This window comes from Kitasatospora sp. NPDC048407 (assembly GCF_043200475.1).
GTDB lineage: Bacteria > Actinomycetota > Actinomycetes > Streptomycetales > Streptomycetaceae > Kitasatospora.
Genome location: NZ_JBICXW010000018.1, coordinates 53,171 through 69,766, shown reverse-complemented (window position 1 = coordinate 69,766; position 16,596 = coordinate 53,171). Strand labels below are relative to the sequence as shown.

The 16,596-nt window shown below is 72.8% G+C and carries 13 protein-coding genes; 8 read left to right on the top strand and 5 right to left on the bottom strand.

From position 1 onward, the window contains the following. The first annotated feature begins 81 nt into the window (after positions 1–81). On the top strand, positions 82–2,604 hold the full coding sequence (locus tag ACGFWJ_RS27670; RefSeq protein ID WP_392954471.1) for an FtsX-like permease family protein: 2,523 nt from the start codon (positions 82–84) through the stop codon (positions 2,602–2,604). Between the two features lie 120 nt (positions 2,605–2,724). Here the strand turns inward: ACGFWJ_RS27670 and ACGFWJ_RS27665 are convergent, their stop codons facing one another. Together ACGFWJ_RS27665 and ACGFWJ_RS27660 are read right to left on the bottom strand one after the other, a co-directional pair. Then, complete coding sequence (locus ACGFWJ_RS27665; RefSeq protein WP_392954469.1) at positions 2,725–4,134, bottom strand: oxygenase MpaB family protein; 1,410 nt, start codon at positions 4,132–4,134, stop codon at positions 2,725–2,727. A gap of 250 nt (positions 4,135–4,384) precedes the next feature. Then, positions 4,385–4,693, bottom strand: a complete 309-nt coding sequence (locus ACGFWJ_RS27660; RefSeq protein WP_392954467.1) for a DUF4253 domain-containing protein — start codon at positions 4,691–4,693, stop codon at positions 4,385–4,387. Between the two features lie 475 nt (positions 4,694–5,168). Here ACGFWJ_RS27660 and ACGFWJ_RS27655 point away from each other — a divergent pair, with 475 nt between their 5' ends. Next, positions 5,169–6,206 (top strand): NlpC/P60 family protein, encoded by a 1,038-nt coding sequence (locus ACGFWJ_RS27655; protein ID WP_392954465.1) that lies wholly within the window; start codon positions 5,169–5,171, stop codon positions 6,204–6,206. Between the two features lie 36 nt (positions 6,207–6,242). Here ACGFWJ_RS27655 and ACGFWJ_RS27650 read toward each other — a convergent pair whose 3' ends face one another. Further along, complete coding sequence (locus tag ACGFWJ_RS27650; RefSeq protein ID WP_392954463.1) at positions 6,243–7,193, bottom strand: EamA family transporter; 951 nt, start codon at positions 7,191–7,193, stop codon at positions 6,243–6,245. Between the two features lie 91 nt (positions 7,194–7,284). Here ACGFWJ_RS27650 and ACGFWJ_RS27645 point away from each other — a divergent pair, with 91 nt between their 5' ends. The 3 genes from ACGFWJ_RS27645 (at position 7,285) to ACGFWJ_RS27635 (ending at position 10,881) form a co-directional block, all read left to right on the top strand. Then, positions 7,285–8,169 (top strand): LysR family transcriptional regulator, encoded by an 885-nt coding sequence (locus tag ACGFWJ_RS27645; RefSeq protein WP_392954461.1) that lies wholly within the window; start codon positions 7,285–7,287, stop codon positions 8,167–8,169. A 241-nt stretch (positions 8,170–8,410) separates the two neighbouring features. Then, positions 8,411–9,730 carry a bifunctional o-acetylhomoserine/o-acetylserine sulfhydrylase gene (locus ACGFWJ_RS27640; RefSeq protein WP_392954459.1) on the top strand — a complete coding sequence of 440 codons (1,320 nt, stop codon included), beginning with the start codon at positions 8,411–8,413 and terminating at the stop codon, positions 9,728–9,730. An 8-nt stretch (positions 9,731–9,738) separates the two neighbouring features. Further along, positions 9,739–10,881 carry a homoserine O-acetyltransferase gene (locus ACGFWJ_RS27635; RefSeq protein WP_392954457.1) on the top strand — a complete coding sequence of 381 codons (1,143 nt, stop codon included), beginning with the start codon at positions 9,739–9,741 and terminating at the stop codon, positions 10,879–10,881. A 32-nt stretch (positions 10,882–10,913) separates the two neighbouring features. Here ACGFWJ_RS27635 and ACGFWJ_RS27630 read toward each other — a convergent pair whose 3' ends face one another. Next, complete coding sequence (locus ACGFWJ_RS27630) at positions 10,914–11,336, bottom strand: DUF350 domain-containing protein (protein WP_392954455.1); 423 nt, start codon at positions 11,334–11,336, stop codon at positions 10,914–10,916. A 145-nt stretch (positions 11,337–11,481) separates the two neighbouring features. Here ACGFWJ_RS27630 and ACGFWJ_RS27625 point away from each other — a divergent pair, with 145 nt between their 5' ends. From ACGFWJ_RS27625 to ACGFWJ_RS27615, 3 genes are all read left to right on the top strand, one after another. Further along, entirely contained in the window at positions 11,482–11,820 is a 339-nt protein-coding gene (locus tag ACGFWJ_RS27625) for a hypothetical protein (RefSeq protein ID WP_392954453.1), read from the top strand. A 6-nt stretch (positions 11,821–11,826) separates the two neighbouring features. Next, a complete protein-coding gene (locus ACGFWJ_RS27620; protein WP_387641400.1) occupies positions 11,827–13,056 on the top strand; it encodes a glutathionylspermidine synthase family protein in 1,230 nt (409 codons plus the stop codon). 137 nt (positions 13,057–13,193) lie between these two features. Then, positions 13,194–13,346, top strand: coding sequence for a hypothetical protein (locus ACGFWJ_RS27615; RefSeq protein ID WP_387641398.1), 153 nt, complete (start codon positions 13,194–13,196; stop codon positions 13,344–13,346). A gap of 78 nt (positions 13,347–13,424) precedes the next feature. On the opposite strand, the gene ACGFWJ_RS27610 is transcribed toward ACGFWJ_RS27615, so the two are convergent. Then, on the bottom strand, positions 13,425–16,250 hold the full coding sequence (locus ACGFWJ_RS27610; RefSeq protein ID WP_392954450.1) for an AAA family ATPase: 2,826 nt from the start codon (positions 16,248–16,250) through the stop codon (positions 13,425–13,427). Positions 16,251–16,596: the final 346 nt, after the last annotated feature.

Genomic DNA, 16,596 nt, shown 5'->3' with positions numbered 1-16,596 from the left:
AGCCGACGGACCGGCCCGCGCCGGCGTCGCCTCCAGGCATTCCGTCACCCTCTTCCCCTGCCACGCCCCGGAGTTGACCGCATGACCAACGGACTGGCCCGCGCCGCCATACGCTTCCGGCCCGCGTCGTTCGTGGGCACCTTCCTTGCGCTGCTGTTCGCCTCGGCGATCGTGACCGCCTGTGGCGTGCTGCTGCAGACCGGGCTGACCGCGAGCATCACGCCCCACCGGTACGCGGACGCACCGATCGTGGTCTCCGCCGACCAGCAGGTGAAGATGACGGTCGTGCACGGCAAGAGGCCCGACACGATCGCCCAGACACTCCCCGAACGGGCCCGGCTGGACGCCTCTTTGACCGCAGTCGTGGCCGCCGTGCCCGGCGTCGAGCAGGCCCGGCCCGACTCCGCGTTCCCGGTGTCGGCCGGCCGATCCGGCCTGCCGGCGCTCACCGGCCGAGGCTGGGCCGCACTGGGCATCGCCCCCGGCGAGCGGCTCACCGAGGGCCGCGCCCCGGCCGACGGCGAACTGGTCCTGGACGCCGCGAGCGCCCGCGCCGCCCACCTCTCCCCCGGCACGGACCTGACCGTCGACACGCCCGTCGGCACCGCGTCCTACCGGATCTCCGGCCTCGCCGAAGCCCAGCCCGGCCGGGCCACCGCCTGGTTCGCGGACGGCACCGCCGACCGGATCTCCGGCCACCCCGGCCGGATCGACGCCCTCGCCGTCCGCCCCGCGCCGGGCACTACCCCGGCCGCACTGGCCGACGCGCTGCGCCAGGCGCTGGACGGCAAGGCGCAGGTGGCGACCGGCCAGCAGCGCGGCGAGGTGGAGCAGCCGGTGCTGCTGAAGGCGAAGGAGGTGCTGGCCGGCATCGGCGGTTCCTTCGGTGGGACGGCCGCCACGGTCGCCGTCTTCGTGCTGGCGAGCACCATCGCGTTGGCCACCGGCCAGCGGGCCCGCGAATTCGCGCTGCTGCGGACCGTCGGGGCCACGCCCCGTCAGATCCAGCGTTCGATCGCCACCGAGGCGGTGCTGATCGCCCCGGTTGCCGCCGCGATCGGCATCCTGCCCGGGCTGGCGCTGGCCCGCTGGTGGTTCGGCGAACTGGTCGCCCGCGGTGCGGTGCCCTCCGGGGTGTCGCTCGACACCGGCCCGCTGCCGCTGCTCGTCTCGGTGGCGGTCTGCACCGGGACAGCTCTGGCGGCCGGTCTGCTCGCGGCCCGGCGCAGTGCCCGGATGCGGCCGACCCAGGCACTCGGCGAAGCCGGCACCGGGCCGGGCACGCCGGGCGTGGTACGCGCGGTGTTCGGTGCGCTGTTCGGCGCAGGCGCGATCGTGCTGGCGGTGGTCGCCGCCAACCTGGCGGGTGCGACCGCGGCGAACCTGGCCCTCGGTGTGGTGCTGTGCTTCATGGTCGCGGTGGGGCTGCTCGGCCCGTGGCTGGTGCGCGGCGCGGTCGGTCTGGTCGGTGTGCTGCTGCGCGCCGCCGGGGCCTCGGCCTCGCTGGCTGCCGACAACGCCCGCGCCGGCTCGCGCCGGCTGGCCTCGGCGACCGTCCCGATCGTGATGGTCATCGCCTTCTGCGGGACGCTGGTGTTCCTGCAGTCCAGCCTTCAGCACGCCGCCTCCGAGCAGGTCCGCGAGGGTCTGAAGGCGGATCTGGTGGTCACCGCCGAAGCCGCTCCGGGACTGCCGGCGAACGCGGTGGAACGCGCGGCCAAGATGCCGGGCGTGGACGCCGCGGTCGGCCTGCTGCCCACCGGTCTGACGTACCAGAGCTCCGGCGCGCTCGGCACGGCCACCGCCGAGGCGGTGGACGGCGATCCGGCCGCACTGGCGAAGCTCCTGGACCTGGGTGTGACGTCCGGTTCGCCGGCCGACCTGTCCCGCTCCGCCGACACCGTCGCGCTGGACAGCCTTCTGGCCGAGAGCCTGCATGCGAAGGTCGGTCAGCGGACGGCGTTCTGGCTCGGCGACGGCACCCGGGTTGAGCCCACGGTGGTCGCGATCTACCGCCGCGGACTCGGTTTCGGGCAGGCCCTGCTGCCGAAGGCCGCGGTCGCCGCGCACACCGATTCGCCGTACGCGACCCGGCTGTTGGTCGCCAGTTCCCCGGGCACGGACGGAGCGGCCACCGCGAAGACACTCTCCGAACTCGCACCAGCCGGCCTGACAGTGACGGATCGCCAGGGTTACGCGGCGCAGACCGACCAGGACCGCGAGCTGAACGGCTGGGTGAACAACGTGATGGCGGGCGTGCTGGCCGGGTTCGCGGCGCTGACAGCCGCGAACACCCTGGTGATGACGGTGCTGGACCGCCGCCGCGAGATCGCCCTGTTGCGACTGGCCGGCACCACCCGCCGTCAGGTCCGCGCGATGCTGCGCTGGGAGGCGTTGCTGATCACCGCGATCGGCCTGGCGACCGGTGCCGCGATCGCTTGGGCGACGCTCACCCCGATCACCCGCGCGCTGACTTCCGCAGCTCCACATGTTCCCCTCACCACCGCCCTTCCGCTCGGCGCAGCGACCGCTCTGCTCTGCCTGGCCGCCACTGCTCTCCCCGGACGCGCCCTGCTGCGCACCCGTCCCACCACCGCGCTCTGACACCGCGCCCGAACTCCGCGATCCCGACCGGCGTACCCGCGCGCCCTCGGCAGCCGCCCCTCCCGAGGGGCGGCCCTGCCGCGTTCCCCGGCGCCGGGCGCGCCGGGCACCGGGCATCCGTCATGGTCGGCCCAGGAGTTGAGTGCCGGCCGTGCTGCTGGAGCGGGCGGTGAAGAACTCGGTGAAGCCCCCGACGAATTCCTCCTCGGTGATCTGGCCGTCCCCGTCGGTGTCCAGTTGGCGGAAGCCGTGGGAGAGTTCGGCCGGGTGGACGCGGGAGCCGCCGAACAGGGTGCGGTACTCGTCGGCACACAGCTGGCCGCTGTGATCGACGTCGGCGGCGTGGAACATGGCGCGGACGGCGACGTGCAGGCCCTGCTCCAGGTAGCCGGGGTCACGGTCGGTCCCGGCCAGCATCGCGGTGACGAACTCCTCGCAGGAGATCTCCCCGTCGCCGTTGGCGTCCATGGTGGCCAGCAGGTGCTGCCACCAGGTGTCGAAGGCGGTGTAGACGGCGGACTCGGTCTCCTCGTCGCGCTCCAGCGGCCAGCAGATGTTGTGCGCCATGGCCCGGAAGTCGGCGGCGGTGAGGCGTCCGTCGCCGGTCTGGTCCATCACCTGGTGATAGAAGGCGGCGATCCGGGCCGGTCGGTCGTCCCGCCGTGGCGTACGTGGTGTGCGTGGCGGCCGGGGCGGTGCGGTGGTGGCCGCCCGGGGCTGCTCGCCTCCGGTATGGGTGCGGTAGCGGAGCCGGTCGGGCAGCCGCTCGGCGATCAGGCGCGCGCCGCGGTGGACCGTCCAGGAGAGTAGGGCGGCGCTGCGGCTGCGTGGCAGGCCGCACTTGGCGCGAAACTCCGCCGGAAGGTCGGCCAGGGTGAGCGTGGTGAGGAAGCGGGCGACGAATCGGCGCAGCAGCGGCCAGGCGGGTCGGAGCCGGCCGAGGCGGCGTGGGGCCGGTGCGCGGGTGAGGACGGTGTACAGCATGTCCTTGGCGGCTTCGGTGAGTTCGAGCGTCTCCCTGATGGTGTCCCGGAGGTAGCCGGGCACGTCGGCGGCGGTGGGCGGGAACAGCTCGTCGGGGAGCCGGAAGGCGGTGCAGACCTCGCGGAACTCCCGGTAGAGCTTGTCCAGTTCGGCGGGGCGCAGCGGGCGGCCGGAGAGTGCCCGCATTGCCGTCATGGCCTCGTACAGGGTGACCAGCACCCAGACCCGGACGGCGGGGTCGAGGGCCGTGTAGGGGCGGCCCTGGGCGTCGACTCCGGCGATCCGGCGGTGGCTGCGTTCGAGGCGCTCGATCTCGCGGCGCAGCGCCTCCTGGTCGGAGAAGAACAGGCGCCTGCCGCTGTCCATGGTGTGTTCGATCCGCCGCCAGGGGTGGCTGCGGTAGGTCGACAGTTGGTCGACTCCGGCGCCGACGGCGGGGTGGGCGTTCTGCAGGACGAGCAGCCGCCAGGCGACAAGGGCGATGCGCCGCTCGCCGAGGGTGCGGCGCAGCATGGAGTCCGATTCCGCTCGTGCGGTGTGCGTCATAGGTCCGTACCCCCTTTCGCTCCGGCTGGCCCGACGGCTGCTCAATGGCCGTTCGGCTTCGGCCCGTTCCGGATGTTCCGAAGCCTAGGGGCGGCTCCCAGCCAGACCCGCTGGCACAGGCCCCAAACCACCCGGCGGGGTGAGCCGAAGGGCAATTCTCCGCCCGCACGGGTGGATCAGCCCTGAGCGAAGTTGACGTTCACTCAATCTCCTTTGGTGAATGGCACATTGCAGAAGAAGCGAAGGCAGCTCAGTCCCGCCAGAAGGACCACCGGTCGGCATTGACCAGGCCGGGGGCGTAGTCGGCGGTCGTGCCGGCTCCTTGGAAGATATCGTCGGGGCAGAACGCAAGGTGTTCGGCGGCGATCCGAAGCTCCGGTTCGTGGTCCTGGGGTGGCACGCCGACGCTCAACTCGAGTTCGGCGAAGCCGACCTGGACCAGCGGCGAGTTCGGCGCTCTCGTCCGGGTCGGGGGGAGCGTCGGCGTCGGGGGTTGCGTAGTACTCCCAGTTGGTGCGCAGCAGCGCGGCGAGGTCGTACCAGTCGGGTTCGGTGGCATAGCGCGGTTGGAGTTCGCCGGAGCTCCAGGGGCGGAATTCGACGTCGGTGGTGGAGAGCGGGGCGAGCAGCAGCGGCCACAGTCCGCTGGCCGGGTGCTCGTGGTGCAGTTTCTCCCAGAGCCCGAGGGGTGCCGGCCCGTCGCTCGTCCAGAGCACGGGGGCGGTGTCTTCGTCGTTGGCGTACGGCTTCACCAGCCGTCCGGCGGTCAGCAGTGCGGCGACGGCGGCCAGGTCGGCGTCGGGCCGCGGGTGGCGCAGTTGGTGGAGGGTGTCGGTCATGCGGGCAAGCTAGCGAGCCCTCCTGGCAAGGCATTTTCCACTGATGGGTAGTCATGCGGCAGCCGTGCGAGCCGGTTCACGGACCTGCGGAAGTGGACGTAGAGGCCCTGCCTTGATTACGGTCTGGCACCAAACCGATTGTCGGATGATCACGCACTCAGACGCATCCGACCGGAGCAGAAAGAAGGAGCCCACATGGCTTCCCATCGACGCCCGAAACAACCGAGCCGCGCCCGCGCCTACGTCCTGACCGGTGCCGCCGCGACCGCGGTCGTGCTGTCGGCCCAGGTGAACGCGCACGCCGCGCCGGCCCAGCCGAACAAGAACGAGGTGAAGGCCCAGGTCGACAAACTGCTGGAGGAGCAGGAGCAGTCGACCGAGAAGTACAACGGCGCCAAGGAACGGGCGGACCAGCTGCGCAAGCAGGCCGACCAGTTGCAGGACCAGGTGGCCCGCGGCCAGGAGCAGTTGAACGAGCTGGCCTCGGGGCTGGCGGCGGTGGCCGGCGACCAGTACCGGCACGCCGGCGTCGACCCGTCGATGCAGCTGATGCTCTCGTCCGACCCGGACAAGTACCTGGACCAGGCGTCGTCCTTCGACCAGGCCGCCAGCACCCAGACCGCCACTCTGAAGGCGTTGCAGGAGCAGCAGCGCCGCTTGGAGCAGCAGAAGCGGGAGGCGGCGACGGTACTGGCCGAACTGGACAGCCGGACCCAGGAACTCAACGGCGCCCGGAGCACGGCGCAGTCCAAGCTGGCGGAGGCGCAGCGCCTGCTGTCCACGGTATCGGCGGCCGACCGGGCCTCGATCGTACGGGGCGACGACGGGTCCGCCTCGCGGAGTGCCTCCCGGGTCGATCCGGCCAGTCTGCCGGCAGCCAGCGGCGCGGCGAAGGTCGCGGTGGACGCCGCGCTCAGCAGGCAGGGTTTGGACTACGTCTCGGGCGCGACCGGTCCGAACACCTTCGACTGCTCCGGCCTGATGGTGTGGGCTTACGCGAAGGCCGGTGTCTCGCTGCCGCGCACCTCGCAGGCTCAGGCCGGCGCCGGCGTCAGCGTGGGCACCGACTGGCACAATGCCCAGCCCGGCGACCTGGTGATCTACAAGTCCGACCGGAGCCACGTCGCCATGTACATCGGCAACGGCATGGTGGTGCACGCGCCGAAGGCCGGTGACGTGGTCAAGGTCATGAAGGTCGACGCGATTTCGATCAACGTCATCCGCCGGGTCTGACGCGCGGGGGCCGAGGCCCCGGCACCCGATCGCCGATCAGCTCCGAGCGGGGGCGGGGCGGCGGTCGGGCAACTGTCCGGCGACGATCGAGGCCAGCGCGAGGGCGAAACCCACCAGCTGGACCGGGCCGAGGGTCTGGTCGAGCACCACCGCCCCGAGGACGGCAGCCACCAGCGGAGAGAGCAGCCCGAGCACCGCGACGCCGGTGACCGGAAGGCTGGTGATGCCCTGGAACCAGAGGGCGTAGGTGAGCAGTCCGCCGATCAGGCCGAGCCACAGGTAGCCGAGCGCGGCTCGCCCGTCGATGGCCGGCGGGGCGCCCTCGAACAGGAAGGTCGGCGGCAGTAGGAACAGGCCACCGGAGGTGAGTTGCCATCCGGTGAGCGCGAGCGGGGAGACGCCTTCGGGGCGGCCCCAGCGCTTGGTGAGGGTGACGCCGAGCGCCATGGTGGCGGCGCCGCCGAGCCCGGCAGCCACGCCGACGGCGTCCAGGGCGGCGCTCGGGCCGATCACCACCAGTCCGACGCCGAGTACGCCGACCAGGCCCCACAGCAGTCGTCGGCCGGAGAGCCGTTGGCGCAGGACCACCACGGCCAGTACGGCGACGATCACCGGCTGGGCGGCGGCGAGGGTTCCGGCCACTCCGCCGGGCAGGCGTTCGGCGGCGGTGAACAGCAGCGGCAGGAACAGTCCGATGTTCAGTACCCCGAGGACGGCGGCCTTGCCCCACCAACTTCCGCGCGGCAGAGTCCGGGTGACGGCCAGGGCGATCAGGCCGGCGGGCAGGGCGCGCAGCAGGGCGGCGAACATCGGGTGGCCGGGCGGCAGCAGCTCGGTGGTGACCACGTAGGTGGTACCCCAGACGGCGGGGGCGATCGCGGTCAGCGCGGTGCGCGGCAGGACGCCGCGGCCACCGCCCGAACTGCCGGACGGTGCACGGGTGGTGAGCGGTTCGGCGGACGGGGTGGCGGTGCTGGTCGCTGTCATGCGGAGAGTCTGACTTTCACCGGATCGATGAGTCCAACACATGTTTGTCAGTGCATTGATCTCGTTTCGCGATGGATGCAGGATGGGGCGCATGGAGCTCCAGCAGGTGCGCTACGTCGTCGCGGTGGCCGAGACACTCAACTTCACCCGTGCCGCGGAGCGCTGCCTGGTGGTGCAGTCGGCGCTCAGCCATCAGATCTCCCGACTCGAACACGAGCTGGGCGCCCGGCTGTTCGAGCGCACCAGCCGTCGGGTGCGGCTGACCGCGGCCGGCGAGGCCTTCCTGCCGGCCGCCCGCCAGTGCCTGGAGGCGGCGGAGCGGGCGGCGGCCGAGGTCGCGGCGGCGGTCGGCGAGGTACGCGGGCGGCTCGCGGTGGGCCTGATCCCCACCGTCACCGCCGTGGACATCCCGTCCGGGCTGCACGCGTTCCGCGGCCGCCATCCGCAGGTGCGGATCAGCCTGCGGGTCGGCGCCAGCGACGACCTGATCGAGCTGGTCCGCCAGGGCGTACTGGACGTGGCCTTCCTCGGTCTGCCACCGACGCTGCGCCCGCAGGGGGTGACGGCCCGTGAGCTGGCCCGCGGCCGCCTGGTCGCGGTCGTCGCGCCGGGCCATCCGCTGGCCGCCCGCAGCCGAGTGAGCTTGCGCACGCTGGCCGCCGAGCCGTTCGTCGACCTGCCGGCGGGCACGGCCGGCCGTGCCCAGACCGATCTGGCGTTCAGCGCGGCCGGCCTGGTCCGTGATGTGGCGTTCGAGGTCACCGACGCCGCCTACATTCCCCGGCTGGTCGGCCCTGGCCTGGCGGTGGCGATGCTGCCCGCAGCGTACGTGGACCGGTTGACGGGCGTCGCCACCGTCGAGGTCACGGACGCACCGACCCGGATCGAGACGGTGGTGTGGAGCCGCACGGGCCGCACGCCGGCCACCGCGGCATTCCTCGATCTGCTGGGCGTCCCGGCCGACGCGTCCACCTGAAATCGGCTCGTCCGACGATTAGATGATGATCCGTCAGGTCTCCGTGGCGTTTCGCCACATGTCCCCGCGTGTCCGCTCCTGCGATCCGCTGGCGGGTCGATCCCGCGCTGTGCTTACCTGACGCCGTGACCGCCCGGGCGGCCCTCCTCCCCCGCCCCGCGCATCTCTCACCTCCCCGTCCCGCGACGGCTTCGCCCTGCCCGCGAAGCCGTCGTTATCCCCGCACGCGTACAGGAGCAGCATGTCCGAGCAGAGCCCCGTCGCCACCCCCGGCTGGTCGTTCGAGACCAGGCAGATCCATGCGGGCTCGCAGCCCGACCCCGCGACCGGGGCCCGGGCGGTCCCGATCTACCAGACCACCTCGTTCGCGTTCCGGGACACCGCGCACGCCGCCGACCTGTTCGCCCTTGCCGAGCCGGGCAACATCTACACCCGGATCCACAACCCGACCACCGACGTGCTGGAGCAGCGCCTGGCCTCCCTCGAGGGCGGGGTGGCGGCGGTCGCGCTGGCCTCCGGGCAGGCCGCGGAGACGCTGGCACTGCTGACGGTGGCCGGGGCCGGCGACCACCTGGTCTCCTCGGCGTCGCTGTACGGCGGCACCTACAACCTGCTGCGGCACACCCTGCCCCGGTTCGGCATCGAGGTGAGCTTCGTCGACGACCCGGACGACCTGGACGCCTGGCGGGCGGCGATCCGACCGAACACCAAGGCACTGTTCGCGGAGTCGCTGGGCAATCCGCGCGGCAACGTGCTGGACGTACGCGGCGTCGCCGAGGTCGCGCACACCGCCGGGGTGCCACTGATCGTCGACAACACCGTGCCCACGCCGTTCCTGCTCCGGCCGATCGAGCACGGCGCGGACGTGGTCGTGCACTCGGCGACCAAGTTCCTCGGTGGGCACGGGACCACCATCGGGGGCGTGGTGGTGGACGGCGGCACCTTCGACTTCGGCGCCCACCCCGCACGGTTCCCCGGCTTCACCGAGCCCGACCCGAGCTACCACGGCCTGCGGTTCTGGGACGCCCTCGGACCGGGCGCGTTCGCCGCCAAGCTGCGGGTGCAACTGCTGCGCGACCTCGGTCCGGCGCTCTCCCCGCACTCGGCGTTCCTGTTGCTGCAGGGCATCGAGACGCTGTCGCTGCGGCTGGAGCGGCACACCGCCAACGCGCTGGAACTGGCCCGCTGGCTCCAGGCCCGCGACGAGGTCGCGGCCGTCCACTACCCGGGCCTGCCGTCCAGCCGTTGGCACGCCGCCGCGCAGCACTACCTGCCGCGCGGCGCGGGCGCGGTGCTCTCGTTCGAACTGCGCGACGGCGTCGAGGCCGGGCGGCGGTTCGTGGACGGGCTCGAACTGTTCAGCCACCTCGCCAACATCGGGGACGTGCGCAGCCTGGTGATCCACCCGGCATCCACCACGCACAGCCAGCTGGACGCCGAGCAGTTGGCGGCCACCGGCACCTCGCCCGGCCTGGTGCGGCTGTCGGTCGGGCTGGAGAGCGTCACCGATCTGAAGGCGGACCTGGAGGCTGGTTTCCGCTCGGCGAAGGGCGCGTCCTGAACGGCACCTTGGGCCTCGCCGTCCCGCCCGCCACCGGGGCCTGGCGGGACGGCGACCCGGCCGGCCGGCGGCGCTGGTTCACGCTGCCCGGGCCGCTCCCCCTGGAGGCGGGCGGCACCCTGCCGGGCGGGCGGCTGGCATACGAAACCTGGGGGACGCTCGCTCCGGACGGCTCCAACGCCGTCCTGGTGCTGCACGCGCTGACCGGCGACAGCCACCTCGCCGGGCCCGCTGCGGCCGGGCACCCCACGCCCGGCTGGTGGGACGAACTGGTCGGCCCCGGCCGGGCGTTGGACACCGACCGCTGGTTCGTGGTGGCGCCGAACGTGCTGGGCGGCTGCCAGGGCTCCACCGGGCCGTCCGCTGCCGCGCCGGACGGACGGGCCTGGGGCGGACGCTTCCCGTTCCTCACCCAGCGCGACCAGGTCACCGCCGAGGCCCACCTCGCCGATGCGCTCGGCGTGGGGCACTGGGCGCTGGTGGCCGGCGGGTCGATGGGCGGGATGCGGGCGCTGGAGTGGGCGGTGACACACCCTCGACGGGTGGGTGCGCTGCTGGTGCTGGCCACCGCGGCCGCCGCTTCCGCCGAACAGATCGCGCACGCCTCCGCGCAGATGCACGCGATCCGCACCGACCCGGGCTGGCACGGCGGCGACTACCATCACTTGCCGCTCGGCGCCGGGCCGCACCGCGGCCTCGGCCTGGCCCGCCGGCTCGCCCAGATCACCTACCGCAGCGAACCCGAACTCGCCGCCCGCTTCGGCCGCGCCCGGCAGCCCGGCGAACACCCTTGGCGCGGTGGACGGTTCGCCGTCGAGTCCTACCTCGACCATCACGCGTCGAAGCTGGCGCACCGCTTCGACGCGGGCAGCTATGTCGTCCTCAACGAGGCGATGAACGCCCACGACCTCGGCCGCGGTCGCGGCGGGACGGCCGCCGCCCTGCGGCGGGTGACCGCGCCCGCGCTGGTCGCCGCCGTCGACTCGGACCGGCTCTACCCGCCCTCCCAGCAGGCCGAACTCGCCGCGCACCTGCCGCACGCCGACGCCCTGCGGGTGATCTCCTCGCCGTACGGCCACGACGGCTTCCTGCTGGAGACCGGCCAGGTCGCACCGCTGCTCGCCGAACTCCTGCCGGGCGCCGGCCGATGAACACGCACCGGGGCCCCGGGGATGGCCGGCCGTCAGGCGATCGAGGCGGAGACGATCGCCGCGGCAGCCAGGTTGCAGCTGGCCGACACCCACACCGCCGGGTGCGGCTGATTCGACACCAGGATCGCGCCCAGCCGCCCCGGGGTGAGCAGGTCCAGCAGCCAGAACGCGAGCGCCATGAGCAGCAGCCCGAGAACGCCGAAGGCCAGCGTGGAGATCAGGCCCTTGCCGAAGTCGTCGTAGGTGGTGCGGATCGCGGTGTAGACGATGCCGCCGACGCCGAGCAGTGCCGAGCTGAGCAGCAGGGCGGCGTTGCGGTTGCCCTCCGCCCAGATCAGCCGGCCGAGCTTGCCCGGGGTGAGCACATCGATCAGCAGGTAGCCGAGCAGCAACAGCACCAGGCCGACCAGACCGTAGACGGCGGCCGCGCCGAGGCCGTGGACTATATCGTTCATCAGCGGGGCTCTCCCGGGGTCGGGCAGCCGCGCCGGGCCGCACCATGGTCAAGGATCGGCAAAACATAACCCATCTCCCTGGAAGCCCGTCAGATTCCGACGGCACTGGACCTGACATCACATCTTCCGCGTACGATGGTCCGCCATGACACCGCCGCCGCCCGCCACTTCCGCCCCGGGCCTTCCGATACCGGACGGCCGTCGCCGGTCCGGCTTCGTCACGCTGGGGATGGTCGGCACGCTCGCCCTCACGCTGTCCGGCTGTTCCTCCTCCAGCACCCCGCCCAGCCGCTGCGTCGACCCGACCACGCTGAAGGTGCTGGACAGCCACTCCTGCTCGGGCGGAGGCTCCGGCGCGGGCCGCTGGTACTACTGCGGGTACGGCACCGACACCGCCAACGGCGGCACCTTCGACAAGGCCGCCACCAAGCGCGGTGGCTTCGGTTGCCCCAAGGGCAGCAGCAGCGGCTCGGGCGGCGGCTGACCCCTGATGCGCCGTCACACCATCACCCCGCGCCCCGACTGGCTGGCCACCGTCGAATCCCAGGGCCTCGTCTACGCGATGTGCTCCGACCCCTGCAACCAGGGCGGCCCGCACCCCTACTGGGACGAGAGCGCCTACTACGAGTTCTCGCTGCCCGAGGTCGAGGCCCTGGAGGAGGTCGTCGAGGAACTCCACGAACTCTCCCTCGCCGCAGCCGACCACGTGGTGCGCAGCGGCCGCTTCGCCGACTTCGGCATCACCGACCCCCGGCTCGCCGCGATCGTCGCCGAATCCTGGCACCGCCGCGACGAACAGCCCAGTGTCTACGGCCGGTTCGACCTCGCCTACGACGGCACCGGACCCGCCAAGTTGTTCGAGTACAACGCCGACACCCCGACCTCGCTGATCGAGGCCGCCGGGCCGCAGTGGTTCTGGCTGGAAGACCGCTTCCCCGACGCCGACCAATGGAACTCCCTTCACGAACGCCTGATCGCCTCCTGGCAGCGCCAGAAGCACCTGCTGCCGCCCGGGCCCGTGCACTTCGCCCACTCCCGCGGCGACACCGAGGGCGAGGACTGGCTGACCACCCTCTACCTCCAGGAGTGCGCCGAACAGGCCGGCCTGCAGACCATCGGCATCGCCATGGAGGACATCGGTTGGGACGGCCTGACCGGCCGCTTCGTCGATCTCGAACACCGCTTCATCCGCTCCGCGTTCAAGCTCTACCCCTGGGAGTGGCTCGCCGAGGACGAGTTCGCCGACCAGCTCCTCGACGTCATCGACCTCGGCGGCAGCACCGGCTCCACCCTGTGGATCGAGCCCGCCTGGAAGATGCTGCTGTCCAACAAGGCGCTGCTGGCCGTCCTGTGGGAACTCAACCCCGGCCACCCGAACCTGCTGCCCGCCTACCTCGACGGCCCGCGCGAACTCGCCGACCCCGACGGCCCCGGCTACGCCGCCAAGCCGCTGCTCGGCCGCGAAGGCGCGGGCATCCGCATCGTCGAACCGGACGGCACCCAGACCCGCCTCGCCGACTGGGCCGGCGACCCCGACCGCTACGGCGCCGAAGGCCACTGCTACCAGCAGTACCACCCCCTCCCCGACTTCGACGGCAACCGGCCCGTCCTCGGCACCTGGGTCGTCGACGGCGAATCCGCCGGCCTCGGCATCCGTGAAACCGACGACAGCCCCATCACCCACCAAGGCGCCCGCTTCCTCCCGCACGTCATCCGCTGAACTCCTTGTCCTGTCGACCCACCTCGGCCACTACGTACTCTTCGCCGTGCCGGATGGGTATCCCCTACGCATTGATCAGCCCCCCGCCCACCGCAAAGCTGGTATTCGCTCTCCCCACCCCCAGTCAGGAGATCCGGATGACCCGCCGCGAACGCTTCCGCCTGTACGCCAGCGAGCACTTCACCGCACTCGCCGAACGCCCCGCCCCCCGCCGCGGCTTCGTCGAACGCCAGACCCGCCGTGCCACCCTCTCCCGCCTCGCCCGCCTGCCCCACCGCCCTCGTCCCTGAGTCCCGCGACTCGCTGATCCACCGCCTCTCGGCCCACACCTGCCAACTCGGCGCCCACGCCCGTCGGCTCACCGGCCGTCATGTCGCCGCCAACGCCTCCGCCACCTCCTTCCGCCCCACCCCGAGCTTCCGCAGCACGCTCGCCACGTGGTGCTCGACCGTGCGTGGCGACAGGAACAGCGCCTGGGCGATGTCCTGGTTGGTGGCCCCTTGCCCAACCAGCTCCGCGACCTGCCGCTCGCGTGGCGACAGTGCCTCGCCGTAGCCCCGCCGCCCCGGCGACGCCATCCGCCCGAGGCCGAGATCGCGCCGGACGTGCTGGCAGCGCGCCGCGTCGGACGCGGCCCCGAGCGTGGTGAACGTCGCCTCCGCGGCGGTCAGCCGCTCGGCCGCGCTCTGCGCGTCGTGCTCGGCCAGCACCCGGGCCAACCGCTCCTCCGCGCGGGCGGCCTCGTACGGCCGCCCGATCGCCCGCCAGGCGTCCCGCGCCCGCCCGAAGGCCTCGGCCGCGCCGTCGCTACCACTGGAAGCGCCGCCGACACCGTCCAACAAGAAGCCCCTGGCCAGTTCGAGTCCGGCGTGCGCGGCCGGCGCATCGACGCCTTCCAACGCCTCCGCCGCCTCTTCCGTGAGGTGCCGGGCGGCGTCGATGTCGCCGACCGCCCGTGCGGTCTCCACCGCCAGCGGCAGCAGTTCCGCACTGCGCGCCCACGCCCCCGCCTGCCGCAGGATCGCCACGGCGGGCGCCACCACTGCGGCAGCCGCCGCCCCTCCGCGCTCGGCCAGTTCGAGCGAACCCAGACCGGCGGCAGCCCGCAGCGCGGCGGTGACCTGTGACTCCCGCTCGCCGTACCTGGCCGCGCTGGTGAACTCGGCCCTGGCCACCGCCAACCGCCCCTGGGCGGCGGCCAGCCGGCCCAACAGCATGGCCCGCTCGGCACCCGCCATGGCCACGTCGGGGAACTCCGTTCCGAGCGCCGCGAACCGCTCCTCGAGCCCCTGCCACCGCCCGGCCAACCCGTCCAACCTCAGCAGGGCAATTCGGCTGTAGCACTCCAGGTAGGCGATCGAGGCCTGCCGGGCCAGCGCCCGGCTCTCGGCGAGCAGCCGACCCGCCTGCTGGTCGTGCCCCGTGTCGAGGGCGATGTCGCCGACGTTGTACAGGGCGCGGGTGGTCTGCCGGACCACCTCGGGGTTGGTGGAGTGGCGCGGCAAGCGGTCCAGTTCGGGCCACAGTTCGGGGTCACCCTCGCGGGCCTGGAAGGTCAGCAGGGTGGCCCGGTACGCGGCGGTGACCTCCTCGTCCGGCTCGGCCTCCAGCGCTGCCGCAGCGTTCGCCATGCGGTCCCGGGCGGCAGCACCGGCACCGTCTCGTTCGTTCATCGCCAGCGCCAGCAGTGCCCGCGCCGCCCGGGCGGGACGCCCGGCAAGCTCGTCGGCAGCCTGCTCGATCTGCGCGAACCCGGCGCGGTCGCCGCCCTGCACGGCCACCCGCAGGCCGAGCGTCAGCCGGATCTCGCCCCGATCGCCGACCGGCAGACGCGGGTCCGCGATGATGCCGACCAGCGCCGCGGTACTCGCGGTGTCGTCGGCGGCGTTCGCGGCGATCGCCGACAGGGCCCGGGCGACCCGCACCCGTCGCTCGGATGCCAAATCCGTTTCGGCCAGCAATTCCCGCAGCAGCAGCCCCGCAGCCGCCGGATCACCCTGCTCCATCGCCTGCTCGGCCGCCGCTTCGGCCACCTGCTGCCACGCCTCCCGATCACCGAGGGCCCCGGTGTGTGCGGCGATCCGGATGAGCGGCTGCGGCTCGAGGCCGCGCAGCACAGCGATCGCCCGCCGGTGCAGCGCCGACCGCGACGGCCCCGGAATACGCCGGTACGCCACCTGCCGGGCAGGCTCCCGCCGGAAGGCGTACCGGGCTGCGGTGGGCTCGGCCAGCACCCCCGCCCGCAGCGCCTCCACCAGGCCCGCCGCCACCCGTTCGGCCGATAGCTGCGCCACCTCGCCGATCATCTCCTCCCCGGCCGGCTCACCCAGCACTGCGGCTGTCTCCGCCACCGCAAGCGCGTCCGATCCGAGCGCGGCCAGGCGTTCGGTGACCGCGTCCCGCAAACCCCGCGGTGGCTCCGCGGCCATCAACGCCGCAACCGGATCGGAATGCGGGCCGCCGTCTCGCAAGGCCGTCAGGTCCTCCAGGACAACCACCGGAAGCCCCCCGGACCGCTCGGCCAGCACGGCTGCCAGCCCGGTCACCGCATCAGCACCCCACTCCCCGCCGACCATCTCCCGCACCTCGGACTCCCGCAAAGGACCGAGCTGGACCACCCCACCGGCCACCCCGGGCGGGCAGCGATAGGCCGCACCCAGCACCGACACACCTACCGCCATCTCCTCCGCCCGGTAGGTCACCAGCAACGACAGGCCCGGCAACGGATCCCTGGCCAGCAACAGCAAAAGCTCGCGGCTCGCCGGGTCCGCCCACTGCGCATCCTCGATCAGCAACACCACGCCACCCAGCGCACCCAGCAGCGCCCGCATGCCCTGCATCAGCCGGTACCGTTCGTCGCCGCCCCCGACCTCTCCCGGAAGCCAGGCTCCGATGTCAGGCAGCCACGGCCGAAGCGCACCCGCACTCGGTGGCAGCTCCGCCGCCTCCGCAAGCAACGGACCACTGCGTCGCAGCGCATCGAGCACCGGCCCGTACAGCGTCGGCTCGGCAACCGGATGGCAGCGCCCGGTCAGCACCCGCCCCGGCGCCACGCCGGCCTCCGCCAAAGCCTGTCGCACCAGTGCGGACTTGCCGACACCCGCCTCACCTTCCACCAGTACCACCGAAGGTGCCGCCCGCAAGGCGGCGACCAACCGGGCCCGCTCACGCCGCCGCCCGACAAACCCCGGCACCCTCAACACCGCACACCTTCTCCGTCGACCGTTCCGAGCTCGCCCATCGGCGGGAGCACATCGCTTCCGCTCCGCTCATCATGCGCTGCTGCTCCACCACCCCGACCAGCTCCGCTCACCACCTCCCTTCGCCGCCGTCGATCCGTTGGCCCCTCGACACGCCACCTCGTGGACCAACGGCTCCAAGCACCGCAGCGGGACCTGCCTCCGCCGCAATCTGCACGCGACCCCACCCCACCCGCAACGCCAACCTGTCCGGCCTTCCCGCGCCCTCCCTCTCAGGCTGCTGCCGCCGCGCCGTGTTGCGAGCCGGGTGGCTCCCTGGCGAGCATGAAGAAGCTGCGTG